Annotated in this window: 21 protein-coding genes; 5 read left to right on the forward strand and 16 right to left on the reverse strand. The window is 74.0% G+C overall.

What is annotated here, in order from left to right; genetic code table 11:
* Window positions 1–85: 85 nt before the first annotated feature.
* The 9 genes from BLASA_RS14945 to BLASA_RS14985 all read right to left on the reverse strand — a co-directional run bounded on the left by BLASA_RS14945 (window position 86) and on the right by BLASA_RS14985 (window position 10,404).
* On the reverse strand, window positions 86–1,369 hold the full coding sequence (locus tag BLASA_RS14945; protein ID WP_014377026.1) for a sugar ABC transporter permease: 1,284 nt from the start codon (window positions 1,367–1,369) through the stop codon (window positions 86–88).
* A 10-nt stretch (window positions 1,370–1,379) separates the two neighbouring features.
* Window positions 1,380–2,186, reverse strand: a complete 807-nt coding sequence (locus BLASA_RS14950; protein ID WP_014377027.1) for an ATP-binding cassette domain-containing protein — start codon at window positions 2,184–2,186, stop codon at window positions 1,380–1,382.
* A 146-nt stretch (window positions 2,187–2,332) separates the two neighbouring features.
* Window positions 2,333–3,430: a sugar ABC transporter substrate-binding protein gene (locus BLASA_RS14955; RefSeq protein WP_014377028.1), complete on the reverse strand. Its 1,098-nt coding sequence runs from the start codon at window positions 3,428–3,430 to the stop codon at window positions 2,333–2,335.
* A 571-nt stretch (window positions 3,431–4,001) separates the two neighbouring features.
* Window positions 4,002–4,286: a thiamine-binding protein gene (locus tag BLASA_RS14960; RefSeq protein WP_014377030.1), complete on the reverse strand. Its 285-nt coding sequence runs from the start codon at window positions 4,284–4,286 to the stop codon at window positions 4,002–4,004.
* Window positions 4,283–6,208: a 1-deoxy-D-xylulose-5-phosphate synthase gene (gene dxs / locus BLASA_RS14965; protein ID WP_014377031.1), complete on the reverse strand. Its 1,926-nt coding sequence runs from the start codon at window positions 6,206–6,208 to the stop codon at window positions 4,283–4,285. The genes BLASA_RS14960 and dxs overlap by 4 nt, the downstream gene beginning before the upstream one ends.
* Before the next feature lie 106 nt (window positions 6,209–6,314).
* On the reverse strand, window positions 6,315–6,683 hold the full coding sequence (locus tag BLASA_RS14970; protein ID WP_014377032.1) for a hypothetical protein: 369 nt from the start codon (window positions 6,681–6,683) through the stop codon (window positions 6,315–6,317).
* A gap of 80 nt (window positions 6,684–6,763) precedes the next feature.
* Complete coding sequence (locus BLASA_RS14975) at window positions 6,764–6,994, reverse strand: DUF4177 domain-containing protein (protein ID WP_014377033.1); 231 nt, start codon at window positions 6,992–6,994, stop codon at window positions 6,764–6,766.
* A gap of 58 nt (window positions 6,995–7,052) precedes the next feature.
* Entirely contained in the window at window positions 7,053–8,375 is a 1,323-nt protein-coding gene (locus BLASA_RS14980; protein ID WP_014377034.1) for a class I SAM-dependent RNA methyltransferase, read from the reverse strand.
* Complete coding sequence (locus BLASA_RS14985; RefSeq protein WP_014377035.1) at window positions 8,368–10,404, reverse strand: APC family permease; 2,037 nt, start codon at window positions 10,402–10,404, stop codon at window positions 8,368–8,370. Before BLASA_RS14985 ends, BLASA_RS14980 begins: the two co-directional genes overlap by 8 nt.
* 172 nt (window positions 10,405–10,576) lie before the next feature.
* On the opposite strand from BLASA_RS14985, the gene BLASA_RS14990 reads away from it, so the two are divergent.
* Both BLASA_RS14990 and BLASA_RS14995 read left to right on the forward strand, forming a co-directional pair.
* Window positions 10,577–11,245 (forward strand): potassium channel family protein, encoded by a 669-nt coding sequence (locus BLASA_RS14990; protein ID WP_014377036.1) that lies wholly within the window; start codon window positions 10,577–10,579, stop codon window positions 11,243–11,245.
* Window positions 11,245–11,925, forward strand: a complete 681-nt coding sequence (locus tag BLASA_RS14995) for a potassium channel family protein (RefSeq protein ID WP_014377037.1) — start codon at window positions 11,245–11,247, stop codon at window positions 11,923–11,925. The genes BLASA_RS14990 and BLASA_RS14995 overlap by 1 nt, the downstream gene beginning before the upstream one ends.
* Before the next feature lie 59 nt (window positions 11,926–11,984).
* Here BLASA_RS14995 and BLASA_RS15000 read toward each other — a convergent pair whose 3' ends face one another.
* The 6 genes from BLASA_RS15000 to BLASA_RS15025 all read right to left on the reverse strand — a co-directional run bounded on the left by BLASA_RS15000 (window position 11,985) and on the right by BLASA_RS15025 (window position 15,948).
* A complete protein-coding gene (locus BLASA_RS15000) occupies window positions 11,985–12,800 on the reverse strand; it encodes a DUF3159 domain-containing protein (protein ID WP_231839466.1) in 816 nt (271 codons plus the stop codon).
* Window positions 12,801–12,864: 64 nt separating this feature from the next.
* A complete protein-coding gene (locus BLASA_RS15005; RefSeq protein ID WP_014377039.1) occupies window positions 12,865–13,242 on the reverse strand; it encodes an OB-fold nucleic acid binding domain-containing protein in 378 nt (125 codons plus the stop codon).
* A 67-nt stretch (window positions 13,243–13,309) separates the two neighbouring features.
* Window positions 13,310–14,080 (reverse strand): DUF3710 domain-containing protein, encoded by a 771-nt coding sequence (locus BLASA_RS15010; RefSeq protein WP_014377040.1) that lies wholly within the window; start codon window positions 14,078–14,080, stop codon window positions 13,310–13,312.
* A gap of 1 nt (window position 14,081) precedes the next feature.
* Window positions 14,082–14,588, reverse strand: a complete 507-nt coding sequence (gene dut, locus BLASA_RS15015) for a dUTP diphosphatase (protein WP_014377041.1) — start codon at window positions 14,586–14,588, stop codon at window positions 14,082–14,084.
* 85 nt (window positions 14,589–14,673) lie between these two features.
* Entirely contained in the window at window positions 14,674–15,573 is a 900-nt protein-coding gene (locus BLASA_RS15020) for a hypothetical protein (protein ID WP_014377042.1), read from the reverse strand.
* Between the two features lie 75 nt (window positions 15,574–15,648).
* Window positions 15,649–15,948, reverse strand: coding sequence for a DUF4193 domain-containing protein (locus BLASA_RS15025; protein ID WP_014377043.1), 300 nt, complete (start codon window positions 15,946–15,948; stop codon window positions 15,649–15,651).
* A gap of 291 nt (window positions 15,949–16,239) precedes the next feature.
* On the opposite strand from BLASA_RS15025, the gene BLASA_RS15030 reads away from it, so the two are divergent.
* Both BLASA_RS15030 and BLASA_RS15035 read left to right on the forward strand, forming a co-directional pair.
* Window positions 16,240–17,286, forward strand: coding sequence for a phosphotransferase family protein (locus BLASA_RS15030; RefSeq protein ID WP_014377044.1), 1,047 nt, complete (start codon window positions 16,240–16,242; stop codon window positions 17,284–17,286).
* 100 nt (window positions 17,287–17,386) lie between these two features.
* Window positions 17,387–17,935, forward strand: a complete 549-nt coding sequence (locus tag BLASA_RS15035) for a LytR C-terminal domain-containing protein (protein WP_014377045.1) — start codon at window positions 17,387–17,389, stop codon at window positions 17,933–17,935.
* A 10-nt stretch (window positions 17,936–17,945) separates the two neighbouring features.
* Here the strand turns inward: BLASA_RS15035 and BLASA_RS15040 are convergent, their stop codons facing one another.
* The gene (locus tag BLASA_RS15040) at window positions 17,946–18,776 is read right to left on the reverse strand and encodes an inositol monophosphatase family protein (RefSeq protein ID WP_014377046.1); all 831 of its coding nucleotides are present in this window, start codon (window positions 18,774–18,776) and stop codon (window positions 17,946–17,948) included.
* Window positions 18,777–18,834: 58 nt separating this feature from the next.
* On the opposite strand from BLASA_RS15040, the gene ppgK reads away from it, so the two are divergent.
* Window positions 18,835–19,578 carry a polyphosphate--glucose phosphotransferase gene (gene ppgK, locus BLASA_RS15045; protein ID WP_014377047.1) on the forward strand — a complete coding sequence of 248 codons (744 nt, stop codon included), beginning with the start codon at window positions 18,835–18,837 and terminating at the stop codon, window positions 19,576–19,578.
* The last annotated feature ends 72 nt before the right edge of the window (window positions 19,579–19,650 follow it).

The following is a 19,650-nucleotide window of genomic DNA, read 5'->3' on the forward strand; positions in this document are numbered from 1 at the left end:
GGGTGCGGGGGTGCGCGCGTGCTCCCGGCGTCGTCGTGGGCGCCTGCCGCCCGCCGGCGCGGAGCACGGCGGGCGGCAGGGGTTCTCATCGGGCCGTGGCGGCCCTCCGGCGGGCCAGCGCGTCCACGCTCGCGGCCAGCAGCAGCACCCCGCCGGTGATCACGAAGTTGAGGTAGGCGGCGACCCCGAGCAGGCCCAGACCGTTGGCGATGATCGCGATCACCAGGCCACCGAGGACGGCGTCCCGGGCGCGGCCCCGCCCACCGAAGAGGCTGGTCCCGCCGATGACGGCGGCACCGACGGCGTAGAGCAGCGTGTTGCCCGCGCCGGCGTCGGGGGTGACCGAGCTCAGCCGTGAGGTGGCGAGGATGCCGCTGATCGCGGCGAGGCTGGAGGAGATCACGAACGCCGCCACCCGGATGCGGGTGACGTTGATGCCGGCCCGGCGGGCTGCCTCGGCGTTGCCCCCGACCGCGTACATGTGCCGACCGAAGCTGGTCCGCGACAGCACGAAGGTGAAGACGAGCAGCAGGACCGCGACCAGCGGAATCGCGTAGGGAATGCCGACCAGGTCGACGGCCGCGGCCAGCGCGCGGTCCACGCTGAGGATCGCCGTCGCACCCAGGATCACGACGGCCATGATCACGATCCGGGCGATCACCAGCGCGAGGGGCTGGTGGGCCAGGTCCCGGGACCGCTTGGCCCGCCAGCGGTACAGCTCCACACCCGCGTACGCCAGCGCGACCAGCACCGCGAGGACCCAGCCGATGGTGACCGGCACGTTCTCGTTGGCCAGCGCGCGGATGACCGGCTCGCGCACCGGCACGGTGCCGCCCTGGCCGATCAGTCGCAGGGTCACGCCCTGAAAACCGAGGAAGAGCGCCAGGGTGACCACGAACGACGGGATGCCGATGATGCCGACCAGGCTGCCGGTGAACATGCCGATCACCGCACCGGCGACGATCGCGGCCAGCACTGCCACCGGCCAGCCGAACCCGGTCTGCACGAGGATCTGCGCCAGCACCGCCGAGCAGACCCCGCTGACCACACCGGCCGACAGGTCGATCTCGCCGAGCAGCAGGACGAAGACCAGCCCCATGGCCAGCACGATGATCGGCGTCGCCTGGACGGCGAGGTTCGCCAGGTTCAGCGGGGTCAGGAAGGTGTCCGGCCGCAGGGCCGTGAACAGGACGCCCAGGGTGATGATGCCCAGGATCGCCGGCAGCGCCCCGAGGTCACCGCCCCGCAGCTTGTCCACGTAGCCGCGGACGGCGCCGCCCACGGTGTTGTCCTGCCGGTCGCCCTCGAAGCCGGCTGCCGGCTTGTGCGGTCCGCTCGCCTCGGCGGCGGTCAGCGTGTTGCTCGACATGATGGTCCTCTCAGTCCTCGAGGTCTTCGGCCGAGAGGCCCAGGTCACCGGAGCGGCCAGAGGTGATCAACTCGATGACCTGGGTCCGGTCCACCTGGTCGATCGGGATGTCCGCCGCGACCCGGCCCAGGTACAGCGCTGCGACGCGGTCGGCGACCTCGAAGACGTCGACCATGTTGTGGGTGATCAGGACGACGGCGTGCCCGGCGTCGGCCAGCCGCCGGACCAGGTCGAGCACCTGGCGGGTCTGGGCGACACCCAGCGCCGCTGTCGGCTCGTCGAGGATGACCAGCTTGGACTCCCACAGCACGGCCTTGGCGATCGCGACGGTCTGCCGCTGACCGCCGGACAGACTCGAGACCAGCTGGCGCACCGACTTGAGGGTCCGCACCGACAGCTTGGTCAGCGTGTCCCGGGCGGCCTGCTCCATGGACTGCTCGTCCAGCAGCATCCCGCGCTTGCGCTCACGGCCCAGGAACATGTTCTGGACGACGTCGAGGTTGTCTGCCAGCGCGAGGTCCTGGTAGACGACCTCGATACCGAGCTTGGCGGCGTCCCGGGGGCCGTGCAGCGTGACCTGCTTGCCCTCGAACTCGATCTCTCCGGAGTCGAACGGGTGGATACCGGCGATGCCCTTGATCAGGGTGCTCTTGCCCGCGCCGTTGTCACCGACCAGTGCGGTGACCTTGCCGGGATAGACGTCGAGGTGGACGTCGTGCAGGACCTGGACGGCCCCGAAGCTCTTGGTGACCCCGCGCAGGCTCAGCGTCGGCCGGTCGAGGGTCGTGGTGGTCGAGGTCGGTTCCGCTGTGGACACCGATGCGTCCTTCCTGCAGGGGGCCGGTCGCGGGACGGACCGGAGGGCGACAGTCTGACGCCCTGCTGGTGCCGGCACACCGGGACCCGCAGGGCAGGAGCAGACGGCCGGGGCACCCGGCTGGCGGATGCCCCGGCCCGGACGGCTCAGGAGATACCGAGCTCCTGGCACGCAGCCGCGAACTCGCCGGTGCAGACGTCGGCGGCGCTCTGGTAGCCGTCGTCGATGACCTGCTTGACGTTGTCCCGGAAGATCGAGACCGGCTCGAGCAGGACCGAGGGCACCTCACGGCCGCCCTCCGGGTCCTCGACCGAGCCGGCGACGGTCGGCTCCTGACCGCTGACCAGTTCGACGGCCAGGTCGGCCAGGGCCTGCGCCTCCTCGGCGATCGGCTTGTAGACCGTCATGCACTGGTTGCCGGCGAGGATGTTCTGCAGCCCCTCGACGGTGGCGTCCTGCCCGGTCACCGGCACCTGCCCGGCCACGTTGTTGCGCGCCAGGATCGAGACGACGGCGTTCGCCAGGCCGTCGTTGGCGGCCAGGACGCCCTGGATGTCACCGCCGGCCTGGGTGTACATCTGCTCGAAGATGGTGGCGGCCTGCTGGTTGTCCCACTCGGGGACGGCCTGCTCGGCGACCTGCGTGTAGGCGTCGATCTCGTCGAGGACCTCGTGTGCACCCTGGGAGAAGAGGGTCGCGTTGTTGTCGTCCGGCGAGCCGTTGAGGAAGGCGATGTTCGCCGGTTCGTCGCCGAGGCACTGGGCCAGGCCCTCGCCCTGGAGGCGACCGACCTCGGTGTTGTCGAAGGAGACGTAGAAGTCGCTCTCGCCGCCCAGCGTCAGCCGGTCGTAGTCGATCGTCTGCACGCCCTGCTGCTCGGCCTGGCGCTGGATCGCCGCACCGGAGGCGGAGTCGAGGTTGGTGATCGCCAGGACGGTCACGCCCTCGGTGATCATCTGCTCGGCGATGGTGGCCATCCGCTGGGCGTCGCCCTGCGCGTTCTGGATGTCGTACTCGACACCGGCCTCCTCGAAGGCGGCCTCGAGGAGCGGGCGGTCGGCCGACTCCCAGCGGGCCGAGGAGGCGGTGTCGGGGAGGATCACGCCGACCTTGCCGGCCGCCTCCCCGCCGCCGGTGTCGCCACCGCCGCTGCCGGCGTCGCCGCCGTCGTCGCCACCACACGCAGCCAGGCCGAAGACCATGGCTGCTGCGATCGCCGTCGTCACAGTGCGCCGTCGCGCCATGAGGGGACCTCTATTCGTTGGGGTTACAGATAAATTCCAGCGCGTCATCTTGCGCGCCGGTCGCGCGACACCGCAACGGCCCCCCCTCGGCTGTTGCCGGACCGTGACCACAGCACCCCGGACCCTCGCGTGGAAGCTGCCGTGGGCGGCCGGTTACCGACGGGGACTCGACTCCTGCGCGGCCCCTGCCCGGCGGTGTCGAGTTCCGCGGAGACCCCAGGTTCCACTCGCTGCGTGAGGTCGTCTTCGTCGACGGCGCACGCACCCCCTTCGGCAAGGCCGGACCGAAGGGCAGCTACGCCGCGACGCGCGCCGACGACCTGGTCGTCCGCTGGATCCGCGAGACCTGTGCATGATCCTCGGCGCCGGGTGGCCGTTCTGGCTGGCGGCATCTGCGCCTATCTGGACCGCGCCGGGGTCTCGGAGCAGGTCACCGGGGCCCGGTTCCTGCCGGAGGGCGCGGCCTCGCTCCCCGCCTGACGCCGTCCTGGCTCAGCATGAGGGATCCTGGCTCACTGTCGACGGTGAGCCAGGACCCCTGTTGATCAGGTGACCTGATCAACAGGGTGGGTCAGCGGAACTTGGCGGTGAGGCTGTCCATCGTGCGGTTCACCGAAGCGATCTTGATGTGCGAGAGCCCGGCCGTGGCGCCGGCGGCCAGCATCGCCTCGTGCGCGGCCCGCAGGGTACCCCAGACCTCGTCGGCCTCGCCCTCGAGCGTGGTGCCGAGCGCGCCGACCTCGTAGCGGAGCCCGGAGGCCTGGATGACGGCGATCGCCGCCTCCACGTGCGCGTGCGGGTTCTCCGCGGTGCCGGGGGGCGAGGGCGCCACCTGGATCTCGGCGATGACGGTCATGCCCGCTCCTCCACGGCCGGCTCGGCGACGGCCGCCCGGTCCTCCGCGCGCTCGGCGAGCACGGCGGTCCACTCGGCGATCCGCCGGGCGACGTCCTGCTCGGTCAGTCCTACGTCGGCGAGCACCTGGCCGCGGCTGCCGTGCTCGAAGAACCGCTGCGGCAGGCCCACGGTGCGTACCGGCACGTCGCAGTCTCGGTCCTGCAGCGCCTGGGTGAGCGTGGTGCCCACTCCCCCGGCCCGGCCGCCGTCCTCGACGGTGACCACCAGCCGGTAACCGGACGCCAGCGAGACGAGCTGGTCGGCGACCGGCAGCACCCACCGCGGGTCGACGACGGTGACCTCGATGCCGTGGTCGGCGGCCCGCTCGGCCACCGCCAGGCACATCGGCACCATCGACCCGACTGCGACGAGCAAGACGTCCGGCCGCTCCCCCCGGCGCAGGACGTCCACCGGCCCCCGCCGCTCCAGCGCCGGGATGTCCGGGGGCAGCACACCCTTGGGGAAGCGGATGACCGACGGCGCGTCGGCGATGTCGACCGCCTCGTGCAGCGCCTCGCGCAGCGTCGACTCGTCGCGGGGTGCCGCCAGGTGCAGGCCGGGCACCACGGACAGGATCGACATGTCCCACATGCCGTTGTGCGAAGCACCGTCGTCGCCGGTCACGCCCGCGCGGTCGAGGACGACGGTCACCGGCTGGCGGTGCAGCGCGACGTCCATGAGGAGCTGGTCGAACGCCCGGTTGAGGAAGGTCGAGTAGACGGCCACGACCGGGTGCAGCCCGGCCATCGCCATGCCGGCCGCCGAGGTGAGCGCGTGCTGCTCGGCGATGCCCACGTCGAAGGTCCGCTCCGGGAACCGCTCGGCGAACGGCGCCAGGCCCGTCGGGTGCAGCATCGCCGCGGTGACCGCCACGACGTCTGGCCGTTCGGCACCGACGCGCACCAGCTCGTCGGAGAAGGCATCGGTCCAGGCGAGCCCGGTCTTGCGGACGCTGGCGCCGCTGTCCGGGTCGAAGACCCCGGTCGCGTGCCACGCGTCGATCTGGTCGGTCTCGGCCGGCGGGTAACCGAAGCCCTTGGTGGTGACGGCGTGCACGATGACCGGCCCGCCGAACGAGCGCGCCCGGCGCAGCGCCGACTCCACCGTCTCGATGTCGTGCCCGTCGACCGGGCCGACGTACTTGAGGCCGAGGTCCTCGAACATGCCCTGCGGGGACAGGACGTCCTTGAGGCCCTTCTTGATCGCGTGCAGCGCGTCGTAGAGGGCCGAGCCGACGACCGGGGCCTTGTGCAGCGCCTGGCGCACCTGGAGCAGCGCGTTCTCGTAGCCGGGCCGCAGCCGCAGGGTGGCCAGCGCGTCGGCGACGCCGCCGATGGTCGGCGAGTAGGACCGGCCGTTGTCGTTGACCACGATGATCAGCGGGCGGTCCTGGGCCGCCGCGATGTTGTTCAGCGCCTCCCAGGCCATGCCGCCGGTGAGCGCACCGTCGCCGACCACGGCGACGACCGGGCGCTTGTCGCCGCGGATGGCGAAGGCCTTGGCCAGCCCGTCGGCGTAGGACAGCGACGTCGAGGCGTGGCTGTTCTCGACCCAGTCGTGCTCGCTCTCGGCCCGGCTCGGGTAACCCGACAGCCCACCGCGCTGGCGGAGCCGCTGGAAGCCCTCGACCCGGCCGGTGAGCATTTTGTGCACGTACGACTGGTGGCCGGTGTCGAAGACGATCGGCTCGCGCGGGGAGTCGAAGACCCGGTGCAGCGCGATGGTCAGCTCGACGCAGCCGAGGTTGGGACCGAGGTGACCACCGGTCTTGGCCACGCTGGTGACCAGCGCGTCACGGATCTCCGCCGCGAGGGCGGGAAGCGTCTCGGACGGGAGGGCCCTGACATCGTCGGGGCCCCGCAGCGATCGCAGGAGCGGCACGGTGCGGCGGTGTCCTCTCGGTCGGGCGGCAGCTGCTCGGCAGCCGCCGACCCACTGTAACCGCGGTTTCCCAGGACTTCCGGTCGAGCGGTCCGACCGGATGCACTCACAGCCGCGGGACCCACCGCTCCCCGCGGAGCGCCCCCGCCACGACCTCCACCCCACGGGCGGCCGCCGCCAGCCGCGCACCCTCGCGCTCGTAGGCGACCATCGCGGCCTCGACGGCCTCGGCCGGCAACTGGTCGGCCAGCTCGACCCGGAGGGTCCGCCACCCCGTGCGGGCGGCCTCCAGGCCGGCCGAGACGTGGTCGGCCGCGAACCGGGCGAGCAGCACCGGGTACCGGCGGAGCACCTCGTGCGCGCGGTAGTCCGGTGGAACGAGGTCGAACAGCCAGACGACCGCGGTGTGCTCCCAGTCGGGCGCCCCCGGCGGGCGCACCTCCTCGGGCCAGCCCGGCGGCAGCGTCGCGTCCACCCGGCCATTCTGCCGCACGCATCGAACAAGCGTTCGACGAGGTGCCGCAGCCCCTCAGGGTCGCCCGGCGACGCCCGTGTTCAGGAGCCGGTCTGCCGCTTGAGCCAGAACTGCTCGAAGCCCCAGGTGCCGGCGCCGCTGGAGTGGTAGTTGACCAGCTCCCACCCCTCCGCGCCGAGCTTGTTCAGGACCGAGCTGGTGTCCCCCTGCTGCCGTTCCGACGGACCACCGGGGAGCTTGACGCTCACACCGGCCCGCTGCGATTCCGCGTCGTTGGCGGTGATGACCGAGGCGTATTCCCACGTGGGCACCCCCAGACGGTATCCAATGGCCGTACCGCAGGTACCGGCAGCGGACGGGAGGGGCCGGCTACCGCCCGGCGGGGACCAGCAGCGCGACGCACTCCACGTGCTGGGTCATCGGAAAGGCGTCGAAACCGCGGACGGCGGCGAGCCGGTACCCGGCCCCGGTGAAGGCGGCCACGTCCCGGCCCAGCGCCGCCGGATCACAGGCGACGTAGACGACGGCGCGCGCCCCGGTACCGGCCAGCAGCCGGCTCACCGCCGGGCCGGCACCGGCGCGCGGCGGATCCAGGACGACGACGTCCGGGGCCGAACCGAGTTCGGCGAGCAGCTCGGTCAGCCCGTCGGCCTCCACCTCGCCCTGCCAGACCTCCGCCTGCGGCAGGTGGGCGAGGTTCGCGTCGGCCGCCGCGCACGCTGCCGGGTCGGACTCCACGCACACCACCCGGCCCTGCCCGCCGGCTGCGGGAGCGAGCGCGCCCCCGAACAGGCCTACCCCGGCGTAGAGGTCCAGCACGCTCTCCGCCGGCCGGACCGCCGCGAACTCGGCGACGGCCGCGACGAGCGCGTCCGCGGCGGCCGGGTGCACCTGCCAGAAGCCGGTGCCCTCGACCTCCCAGTCCCGGCCCCCGGCCCGCCGCTCGGCGCGGCCGGCCGGCGCTGCGGGCAGCTCCTCCCCCGCCTGCAGCACCGCGGCCGACTGCGGACGACCGCGCCGGTCCAGCCGGGTGGTGGTCACCGCGCCGGTGGAGTCGATCGACACGTCCACCGCGCCGGCCCCCGGCCAGCTCCGCCTCAGCACCGCGGCGGCGGCCGGCTCGACGGTGATCGGGCAGTCGTCGAGGACGACGACGTCGTGCGACCGGTGCCGGCGCAACCCCGGCGCCCCGGTGCGGTCGACGGCGAACCGGGCCCGCGAGCGCCAGCGCAGCGCGCCGCCGGGCAGCGGCTCGACGGCGAGACCGGCGACCACGGGATCGCCGGCGTCCAGCGTGCCGAGCCGCACCAGCTGCTCCCGGACGACCGTGGCCTTGAGCCGGTGCTGCTCCGCCGGGTCGACGTGCTGCCAGTCGCAGCCGCCGCACTTCCCCGGACCGCTGTACGGGCACGGCCGTTCGACCCGGGCGGGCGCCGCCGTCAGCACCTCGACGGCGTCGGCGCGGCAGAAGCCGGGGTGGCGGTCCTCGGTCACCCGGACCACGACCCGCTCGCCCGGCAGGCTGTGCCGGACGAACACGACCCGCCCCTCGTGCCGGGCCACGCAGTGCCCGCCGTGCGCGACCGCGCCCACCTCGACCTCGAACTCCCGGCCGGTCCAGCCGCCGCCGCGGTCCTCCCGCGGGGGCGCCGGCCGACGGCCCCGGCGATCGGCGCGCCGTCGTTCAGCCATACGGGCTCACGTCCACCGGATCGTCGGTGAGGCCACGGCGGAGGTCGCCCGGGGCCGGGCCGTCCCGGCGTTCGTCGTCCTCGTGGCCGGCCGTGCTCTCCAGCTGCCACGGCACGGTCGTGATCATCACGCCGGGCTGGAACTGCAGCCGGGCCCGGAGCCGCAGGGCGGTCTGGTTGTGCAGGATGTTCTCCCACCAGTGGCCGACGACGTACTGCGGTACGAACACCACCACCAGCTCCCGCGGGCTGTCGCGGCGGATCCCCTTCACGTAGTCGAGCACCGGGCGGGGGACGTCCCGGTACGGCGACTCGAGGACGGTCAGCGGCACCGGGATGTCGAAGCGCTGCCAGTCGGCCTGCAGGGCGCGGGTCTCCTCGTCGTCGACGTTGACCGTCAGCGCGGTCAGCGCATCGGGGCGGGTGGCCCGCGCGAAGGCCAGCGCCCGCAGCGTGGGCTTGTGCACCTTCGAGACGAGCACGACGGCGTGCACCTTGCTGGGCAGCGTGCGCGAGTCGGCGTCAGGGACCAGCTGGTCGGCCACGTTGCAGTAGTGCCGGTTGATCGCCCTCATGAGGACGACGAGCACCGGCATGGAGGCGATCACCAGCCAGGCGCCGTTGGTGAACTTCGTGACGACGACGATCACCAGGACGATGCCGGTGAACGAGCCGCCCACGAGGTTGATCGCCTGGGACCAGCGCATCCGGGACCGGGCCGCGCGGTCCCGTGCGCCGCGCAGCTCCCGGTTCCAGTGCCGCACCATGCCCCACTGGCCGATCGTGAACGCGGTGAACACCCCGACGATGTAGAGCTGGATCAGCCGGCTGACCGAGGCGTCGAAGATCAGCACGAGAAGCGCGGCGAACCCGGCCAGCAGGAGGATGCCGTTGCTGTAGGCCAGCTTGTCGCCGCGGGTGTGCAGCTGGCGGGGCATGTAGCGGTCCTCGGCCAGGACGGAGCCCAGCAGCGGGAAGCCGTTGAACGCGGTGTTGGCCGCCAGCAGGAGGATCAGCGCGGTCGCGGCCTGCACCACGAAGAAGCCGACCGAGGAGCCGCCGAAGGTGGCCGCGGCCAGCTGGGCGATGACGGTCCGCTGCGGTTCGGTCGCGCAGTCGGCGAAGCCCACGAGGTCGCAGGCGTCCTCGGTGTAGGTGACACCGGCCACGACAGCCAGCGAGCTCACCCCGAGGAACATGACGGCCGCCAGCCCGCCCATCAGGGCCAGCGTGGCGGCCGCATTGCGGCTCTTCGGCGGGCGGAAGGCAGGCACGCCGTTGGCGATCGCCTCGACCCCGGTGAGGGCGGTGCAGCCCGAGGCGAAGGCCCGCAGGGCCAGGAGCACCAGCGCGAGCGCCCCCGCCTCCCCGTAGCCGGCGTCCGGGGTCACGGCGTAGCCGGCGCTTTCGGCCACGACATCGGCGGAGGTGAAGAAGTGCCGGACCAGACCGGTGCCGACCATGATCAGGATGGCGGTGACGAAGAGGTAGGTGGGGGCGGCGAACGCCCGCCCCGACTCGCGAACCCCGCGCAGGTTGGCCGCCGCCAGGACCGCGATCAGCAACAGCGCGATGAGCACCCGGTGGGCGTCGAGCGACGGGAACGCCGAGATGATGTTGTCGGTGCCGGCCGCGACCGACACCGCGACGGTCAGCACGTAGTCGATGAGCAGCGCGCTGGCCACGACCAGCCCGGCGAACGGGCCGTGGTTGCGCCGGGCGACCTCGTAGTCACCACCGCCGGAGGGGTAGGCGCGCACCACCTGGCGGTAGGACAGCACCAGGATGGCCAGGAGCAGGACCACCCCGGCCGCCAGCCACGGGGTGAGGTACAGGTACGCGGTGCCGGCGAGGGTCAGGACGATGAGGATCTCCTGCGTGGCGTAGGCCACGGAGGAGAGCGGGTCGCTGGAGAAGATCGGCAGCGCGAGCCGCTTGGGGAGCAGCGACTCCCCGGCGCGGTCGCTGCGGACCGGGCGGCCGAGGACGAGTCGCTTCGGTAGTTGTCCGAGGTCGGACAGGGTTGGCACGGCGGCGATGGTACGGACGCCGGGGCCGCCGGAGGGGGTGACCCGGCCCACCCCGCCCCGACGGGGGGAAGCGGGACGCCCACGGGTTCGCGGGGTCCGCGCGGGTGTAGCTTCGCGGCCGGAATGCGCGGGCGGACGACGCCCGCGCGACCGGATCTGCGGGGAGTGACACGTGCACGTGGTCGTGATGGGCTGCGGCCGCGTCGGCTCGGCCATCGCCCGGCGCCTGGAACAGATCGGCCACAGCGTCGCGGTGATCGACCAGGATCCCGAGGCCTTCCGGCGGCTCGGCCCCGACTTCAGCGGCCGGCAGGTCACGGGGCTGGGATTCGACCGGCAGACGCTGCTCGACGCCGGCATCGACTCCGCCGGCGCGTTCGCCGCGGTCAGCAGCGGCGACAACTCCAACATCATCTCCGCCCGGGTGGCGCGGGAGACCTTCGGCGTCCAGCACGTCGTGGCCCGCATCTACGACTCGAAGCGGGCCGAGGTCTACGAGCGCATGGGGATCCCGAGCGTGGCGACCGTCCCGTGGACGGTGAACCGGCTCCTGCGCGAGCTGCTGTCGGTCAAGGTCAGCGAGCTGTGGCGGGAACCGACCGGGAAGGTGCTGCTCATGCGGGTCACCGTCACCGAGGGCTGGGTCGGCCGGAAGCTGGCCGCCCTCGAGGCAGCCACCGGCGCGCGCGCCGCCTGGCTGGTCCGGTTCGGCGAGGCGCAGCTGCCCACGCCCACCACGGTCCTGCAGGACGGCGACCAGCTCGTCGTCGCGGCCACCGACGACCTCACCGCCCGCGTGGACGAGGTCATCGACCGCGGTCCCCAGGGGAGCGAGCACTGATGCGCGTCGCCATCGTCGGGGCCGGTGCCGTCGGGCGGTCCATCGCCGGCGAGCTGCTGGAGAACGGCCACACCGTCATGCTGATCGAGAAGGACGGCCGCAAGGTCCGCACCCGTTCGGTCCCCGGTGCGGAGTGGGTGCAGGCCGACGCCTGCGAGGTCTCCTCCCTGGAGGAGGCCCAGCTGGCCACCTGCGACGTCGTCGTCGCCGCGACCGGGGACGACAAGGCCAACCTGGTCGTCTCCCTGCTGGCCAAGACGGAGTTCGCCGTCAACCGCGTCGTCGCCCGGGTGAAGGACCCGCGCAACGAGTGGCTCTACACCGAGGCATGGGGTGTCGACGTCGCCGTCTCGACCCCGCGGGTCCTGGCCGCACTGGTCGAGGAGGCGGTGACCGTGGGCGACGTCGTCCGCCTCATGAGCTTCCGCAAGGGCGCGGCCAACCTGGTGGAGATCACCCTCGGGGACGACACCCCGTGGGTCGGCCACCCGCTGCGCGAGGTGCCGCTGCCCCGCGAGACGGTCCTGACCGCGATCCTCCGCGGCGACCGGGTGGTCACCCCGTCGCCGGACGAGCCGCTGGAGAGCGGGGACGAGCTGCTGTTCGTCTCGCACGGCGAGACCGAGGAGGAACTGCAGTACGTGTTCGCCCCCGGCGGTCCGGGCAGCGCCGGAGCCTGAAGGCCCCGTCCGGAGGCTCGCCCCGAGCATGCGAGGGGTGCGGAGGACGGGGTCCTTCTTCAGACGGCAGGGTCGTCCACCGACGGCGCGCGGTGGCGGTGCAGCCGGGAGACGGCCCACAGGGTGACCAGGAGCGCGACCGCGGTCACCGGGAGGCCGAGCGCGATCGAGGCCACGCCGAGCAGGTCCTCCTCGTCCGCCAGGTACAGCGGGCCCAGCACCGCGACCCGCAGGAGGAAGGTCCCGGCCCACAGGACGGTCAGCCAGGAGTAGGCACGGACCATCCGCCGGTCCTCGCGCCAGTGCCGCTCCGGCGCCGGGTCGGCGCTGCGCGGCCGGCCGCCGCCATCGGCGGGCGCGTCGACCGGTGCCGCGGTACCACCCTTGCCGCGCAGACCGGCAACCCCACCGGCGGCCAGGCCGCCGAGGTGGCTGGGCGCCAGGAACTCGGCGACCACCCCGACCAGCGGCCAGCGCACCAGCACCGAGACGAGCAGCACCACGCCGATGCCGGCGTTGCGGATGATGCCCGGGGCGTAGAAGTTGCGGGCCTCCCCCGACGCCGCGGCGATCGCCACGGCGATGGCGACCCCGAGCAGGCCGCTGACCGCCTGCTGGGTGCTCTCCCGGCGGACCAGCCGCAGGATGAAGACCAGCACCGCGGCACCCACCGCCGCCCAGATGCCGGCCCGCAGCCCGCCGATGCCGTTGGCCACCACGAAGGTGAGCGTGGGGAGGGTGACGTCGACCATGCCGCGCCAGCCGCCGAGCTGGCCGAGCAGCTCCTCGCGGTCGAACATCGATCGGGGCGCGTCCGCACCGGCGTCCGTCCGGTGGCCCTGCTCGTCACCGGCCGGCGGACCTGCTGCGGTCACCCTCGTCCCCCCTGTTCGACGATCTCCGGCCCGCCGGCGGCGGGAGCTACCCGACGTGCCCGGGTCAGCCGGAACAGAGCTCGTACCAAGGGTTGTAGATGACCTGGCGGCCGTCGAAGGCGGCGAACCGGCCTCGCGCGGTCAGCGACCGCCCGGGCTCGATCCCCGGGATCCGGCGCCGCCCCAGCCACACCAACGTCACCGAACCGGAGCCGTCGAACAGCTCGGCCTCCAGCGTCGGCACGGTCTCCCGCGGGGTGTAGACGACCGACTTCAGCCGTCCGGTCACCGTGACCACCGCACCCTTGCGGCAGGAACTGACCGACTCGCAGCCGGCACTGGCCGTGTCGGCCCGCAGCTGCTGGGCGTCGATGGTGTGGTCGTCGGCGGTGAGTCGCTGCAGCGTGCGCGACCACCAGCCCGCCGATCGGGTCTCCGTCACGACGACCAGCGTAGTGCGGTGCGCCGCGCAGGCGGCCGCGGACCGGTGTCGGCTGCGTCGCGTCGACTCAGCCGGCGTCGGGACCCGCGCCACCGGCCGGCGGCTGCGCCTGCTGCTGGGCCGCCTGGCGCTGCGCCGCCTGCTGCTCCTGCGTCGCCTGCCGGGCCACCTGCTGCGCGGCCAACTGCGCCGCGGCCTGCGCCGGAAGGGCGAGCGGGAGCGGCTCGCGGACCGGCATGGGCTCGCTCCCCCGGACGACGACGATGCCCCGGAACGCCGTCTCCAGCGCCGCGGCCTCCGCCTCGCCGCCCTCGGCGACCGAGCCGCTGAGCAGCCCCCGGAGGAACCAGCGGGGGCCGTCGATGCCGAGGAAGCGGGCCGGCCGCCGGACCGGCTGCGCGGCCGGTTGCCCGGGCTGCGGTGGCAGCGCAGCGACGACGGTCCCGGCCAGCTCGATGCCGAACGGCCCCTCGACCTCGCGCAGGGACGCTCCCTGCCCGGAGGCCGTGCGCGCCAGGTCGGCGCGGACGTCGTCCCAGATCCCGGCCGCCCGCGGCGCCGCGAACGCCGCGACCTGCAGCAGGGAACCGCCGTGCCGGAGGGTGGCGCCGATGACCTTCTGCTGCTGGTTGAGCTCCACCCGCAGGTCCATGCCCGGCAGCGCGGGCAGCCGGATCGCGCCGAGGTCGATGCGGGTCACGCCGTCGTCCGGGGCGTCCGCCTCGTCCCAGGGTCCGGTCGTCTCCGGGATGTCACGGACCCGCTGCTGCGCCTCCGGCGGGACCCCGCGCTCCCGCAGGCTCCGGTCGATCCGATTGCGGCGCCGTCCGAACGGCATGTCAGTTCCGCCCCTCGAGTGCTGGAGTGTCGCCGGATCCGGGCGCCGCCGCCCGGTACCCGCCGGTGGAGCCGTGCCCACCCGCACCGCGCTCGCTGGCCGGCAGCTCGGCCACCGGCACGAAGCGCGCCCGGGCCACCGGCTGGACGACCAGCTGGGCGATGCGGTCGCCGCGGGACAGCCGCAGCGGCGTGGTCGGGTCCAGGTTGATGAGGTTGACCTTGATCTCGCCCCGGTACCCCGCATCGATGGTCCCCGGCGCGTTCACCATGCTCAGGCCCAGCCGGTGGGCCAGCCCCGAGCGGGGGTGGACGAAGCCGGCATAGCCCTCGGGGATGGCCACGGCGACCCCGGTACCGACCAGCCGCCGCTCGAACGGGGCGAGCTCGACGTCCTCGGCCGCGGTCAGGTCGGCGCCGGCATCCCCGGCCACCGCATAGCGCGGGACCGCACCGTCGGGCACGGCCAGCAGGACCGGCACGTCGAGCTCGGCGGAGGGTTCGGGCACGACCGCGACCCTATAAGGACCACACTGCGCCCCACCGCGCGCACGCTCGCGGCCGGCTCCTGCAGGGAGGCCGGGGAGCCCGCCCTCAGGCCGGTGGCCGGCGCAGATCGGCCAGGATGCGGCGGGCGAGCGACTCGGTGGCCCGGCGGTTGCCGCGGCTGGACAGCGCGGCGCCCACTAGCACCGAGGCGACCGACGGCACCGCGCCGGCGAGCCGCCGGGTCATCCGGCGGCGCAGGGCCCGCAGGCCCGCGGTACCCAGCAGCGACCCCAGGTCCGCCCCCGGCGTACCGACGACGGCGCGCTGGTCGGACCAGCTGCGCAGATAGGCCTGCGCCCGCTCGGCCACGTCGCCGCACGCCGGCCGGCCGTGCAGCTCGTGCAGCTCCCCGATGAGGACGACCTCGACGGCGGCGACGAGGACCGTCTCCGCGCCGAGCTCCAGCGGGACGGCGAGCAGGGACGCCGGCGCGAACCAGTGCGCCGCGGACAACCCCCCGGTGGCGGCGCCGATCCCGGAGGTGACCCGGGCGGCGCGCTGGACCAGCGCCTCGGCGATCTCGGCGTCGGTCGCCCCGGGGTGGGCCGCCCGGATCCGGGTGCCGTCGCGGATCGGGAGCCGGGGCACCGCGGCGGCGAGCAGGTCGCCGAGCAGCGCACCCGGCTTGCGGTCCTCGCCGACCCCCGTGCGACCGGTGTCCGCCGGCCGCGCGCCGGGTGCTCCGTCGGCCCCGGACCCGCTGCCGAAGGCGCCGGCCACCGCGCCTGCGACGGCCCCCACGACGTCCCGCAGCCCGCTGCCCGCGGACTTCTGGGCGCCCGTCCTCTCCGCCCCCGTGCCCGCCAGGCCGGCGACCGCCTCGGCGACCGCCCGGCCGGCGCGCGCCAGCGGGCCGTCCTCGGCCCCGGTCGGCGTCGGCGGAGCCGGCACCGGCCGCGGGGCCGGAACGTCACGCGGCGCACCGGTCCGCGGGCCTCCGGTCATCGGTCGTCCCTCCTCAGCCGGCTCCCCCGCAGGGTTCCGCCGCGAGCCTGCGCGTGGCGGGGGTCAGGGGGCGGCTCAGGCGCAGTCGCGGCAGAACACCTGGTTCCCACGGGTGGCGGCCAGCCGGCTGCGGTGCTGCACCAGGAAGCAGCGCGAGCAGGTGAACTCGTCCTCCTGCTTGGGCAGGACCCGGACGGTCAGCTCCTCGTTCGAGAGGTCGGCGCCCGGCAGCTCCAGGTTCTCGTTGAAGTCGGTCTCGTCGACGTCGACCGACGCCGACTGGGCCTCGGCCCGGCGTGCCTTGAGCTCCTCGAGCGAGTCCTCTCCCAGCTCGTCGGTCTCGTTGCGGCGCGGGGCGTCGTAGTCGGTGGCCATGGGTGTGCCCCTCCTCCGGGGTCGTCGCGGGCGTCGTGCCCGCTCGTCTGACGCGGCGCGGGGTGCGCGCCGTCGTCCTGGGCCGGTCGCCGGTGGGCGATCGGTGGTCGGTGTGGGAGCAGCCCGCTGCCGGGGCGCCCGTCCACGTCTCACCGGCTCCTCCTCGCGGTGAAGCCGGCAGGCCCCCCAACGCCGTCCGGCACCGATTTGTGCCCGCCTCCGGACAGGTGACACATCGGGCACCGGGAACGGTCGGGTGGGCTGGGGAGCGCCAGAGGTTACCCTGCCGCCGTGGCGACTTCTCCGGGTGCCGATCCAGCCGTCGTCGGCCCGTATCTGGCCGCTGTGCTGAGGCACGAGCGCTGGCGATCGGTGACCGTCGAACTGATCGCGGCAGGCATGTCCAACCTCACCTACGTGGTGACGCCGGAAGGCGGTCCGCCCGACGATGCGGTGATCCTCCGCCGACCCCCGACCGGCGCGGTGCTGGCCACCGCGCACGACATGGCGCGGGAGCACCGGGTGATCTCCGCACTCGGGCCGACGCCCGTGCCGGTGCCCCGGACCCTGCACCTGTGCACGGACCCCGCGGTGCTCGGCGCACCGTTCTACGTGATGGAGCGGGTCGCCGGGGTGCACGTCGCGCGGGACCTCCCGGCCGGGTACGCCGACTCCCCCGCCGAGCGCCGGGCGATCGGCGACGCGCTCGTCGACACGCTGGGCGACCTGCACGCGGTGGACCCCGCCGCCGTGGGGCTGGCCGACTTCGGCCGGCCGGAGGGCTTCGTGGCCCGCCAGGTCCGCCGCTGGACGACGCAGTGGGAGGCGACCCGCGACCGCGACCGCCCCGACCTCGACGCGCTGGCGGCCCGGCTGGCCGCGACGGTGCCGGTCACCCAGCGGCCCGGGATCACGCACGGCGACTACCGGCTGGACAACTGCCTGCTCGACCCGGCCGCTCCCGGCCGGATCGCCGCGGTCCTCGACTGGGAGATGTCCACCCTCGGCGACCCGCTCACCGATCTCGGGATGATGCTCGTCTACTGGCCCGAGGCCGGCGAGAACCGTCCCTCCTCGCAGAGCCCGGTGACCACCCTGCCCGGCTTCCCCACCAGGCGGGAGGTGGCCGATCGCTACGCGGCGCGCACCGGGACCGACCTGTCGGCCCTGAACTGGTACGTGGCGTTCGGCTTCTTCAAGTTCGCCGCGATCATCGCGGGCATCCTGGCCCGCTCGGCGGCCGGGGCGATGGCGGGCAAGGACACCAGCGGCTACGCGGAACGCATCGACCCGTGCGTGGAGCTGGGACGCGCCGCGCTGGAGGACGGTTCGATCTAGGCCGCCCCGCGGCCCCTAAGCTCGGACCGACAGCCGCCCGCACCAGGACGTAGGCGCCCGCACCCTCCGCGCCGCGCCCCGCAACCCGCGAGGAGTCACCGTGACCGAGCGCTCCGTGCGCCCTGCGGTGCGCCCACGCAGCGGGCGGCGCCCGCTGCCGCCGCTCATCTTCCTGCTGGTGCTGGCGCTGGCGGCCGGGGCCGTGTGGTGGACGGTCATCCAGGAGGACCGGGCGCAGCGGGCCGAGGCGGCGCAGGCGTGTGAATCCGCGGAGGAGGCGCCGCCGCAGCTGGATCCCGCCACCGTCTCGGTGCGCGTCTTCAACGCCACCGACACCGGCGGGCTGGCCCAGAGCGTCGCCGAGGACCTGCGGGCGCGCGGATTCACCGTCGGGGAGGTCGCCAACGACCCGACCGACCGGCAGGTCGAGGGAGTGGGCGAGGTCCGGTACGGCCCCCGCGGCCGGGACGCCGCCCGGTTCCTCGCGGTCTTCGTGCCCGGGGCGGGCACGTACCGCGACACCCGGGCAGACGCGGTGGTGGACATCGTCCTCGGGCCGGAGTTCGTCTTCCCGGACAGCATGGCCACGCCGGAGGAGGTCGCCGCGGCGTTCACGCCTGCGGAGGAGGAGGCGGACACCGCCTGCTGAGAGCGTCGCCTCAGCGGTGCAGCTCGGCCAGCAGGTCGAGGAAGGGGCCGGCCACGGAGGGGGCCACCGCGATCACCATCGGGTCGCCCACCGGGCCGCCGGACAGGCCGGTGACGACCGCCCCGGCCTCCGCGGCCACCAGCGCGCCCGCCGCGTGGTCCCACGGGTTGAGGTCCAGCTCGTAGTAGGCGTCGACCCGCCCTGCGGCCACGGCGCAGAGGTCCAGGGCGGCACTGCCGAACCGCCGGATGTCACGCACCTGCGGGAGCAGCCGTGCCACGACCGCTCCCTGGGCGCGCCGCTGCTCCACCCGGTACCCGAAGCCGGTGGCGACCAACGTCCGGTCCAGTGCCCCCGGGCGGTTGACCGTGAGCCGGCGCACCGGCCGACCGGGCGACGCCAGCTCCGCCCCCCCGCCGGCCGTCGCGCTGAAGAGGCCCCCGGTGGCCACGTCGAGCACGACCCCGGCGGTCACCACGCCGTCGACCTCCGCAGCGACGGACACCGCGTAGGCGGGGACGTCGTAGAGGTAGTTCACCGTCCCGTCGATCGGGTCCACGATCCAGCGGACCCCGCTGGTCCCGTCCCGGGCGGCGCCCTCCTCCCCCAGCACCCCGTCGTCCGGGCGGGCCTCCAGCAGACGCCGCACCAGGAGCTCCTCGCTCGCCGCGTCCACCGCCGTCACGACGTCGACCGGGCTCGACTTGGTGGTCACGTGCCGGGCTGCGGTGTCGCGGCCACGGGCCACGAGGGCCCCCGCCTCCCGGGCGGCCGAGACGGCGAGCTCCAGCAGCGCACGCGGGTCCGGAGAAGCCGGGGTGGCGGCACGGGGCGGGGTCACGACGCCGATCCTGCCGCAGCGGTGACCACGCCGTGGACGCGATCACTAACCTGTCCGTGTGCAGGGCTTCGGGGTGGACATCGGCGGCAGCGGCATCAAGGGGTGCCTGGTCGACCTGAACCAGGGCCGGCTCGTCGGCGAACGGCAGCGGATCGAGACACCGCAGCCCTCGCTGCCGGAACCGGTGTACGACGTCGTGGCCCGGATCGTCGGCGCCTTCGAGTGGGCCGGCCGGGTCGGCGTCACGTTTCCCGGGGTGATGAAGGCCGGGGTGGCGCACACGGCGGCCAACGTGGACAAGAGCTGGCTGGGCACCGACGTGGACTCGGGTCTCAGCAGCCGCATCCCCGGCTCGGTGGAGACGCTCAACGACGCCGACGCCGCCGGGCTGGCCGAGATGCGCTACGGCGCCGGCCGTGACCGGGGCGGCGTCGTGCTGATGCTCACATTCGGCACCGGCATCGGCAGCGCGCTGTTCGTCGACGGGCGGCTGGTGCCCAACACCGAGTTCGGCCACATCCAGGTCGACGGCGAGGACGGCGAGCGGCGGGCGTCGGCGGCCGCCCGTGAGCGCGAGGAACTCACCTACCCCGAGTGGGCGAAGCGCGTCGACCGGTACCTGGACGTCCTGGAGGCAGGCCTCTGGCCGGATCTGATCATCGTCGGCGGCGGGGTGAGCAAGAAGGCGCACAAGTGGGTGCCGTTGCTGTCCACCCGCACCCCCGTGGTGCCGGCCGAGCTGCAGAACGACGCCGGGATCGTGGGCGCCGCACTGGCCGCCGCGGAACGCCCCGAGCGCTGAGCCGACCGGTTCCGCCCCGTCCGAGCGAGGGCCTCGGATCCGAGGCGCTGGTTTCGCCCGCAGACGCCGTTA

The sequence above is a fragment of the Blastococcus saxobsidens DD2 genome, assembly GCF_000284015.1.
GTDB lineage: Bacteria > Actinomycetota > Actinomycetes > Mycobacteriales > Geodermatophilaceae > Blastococcus > Blastococcus saxobsidens_A.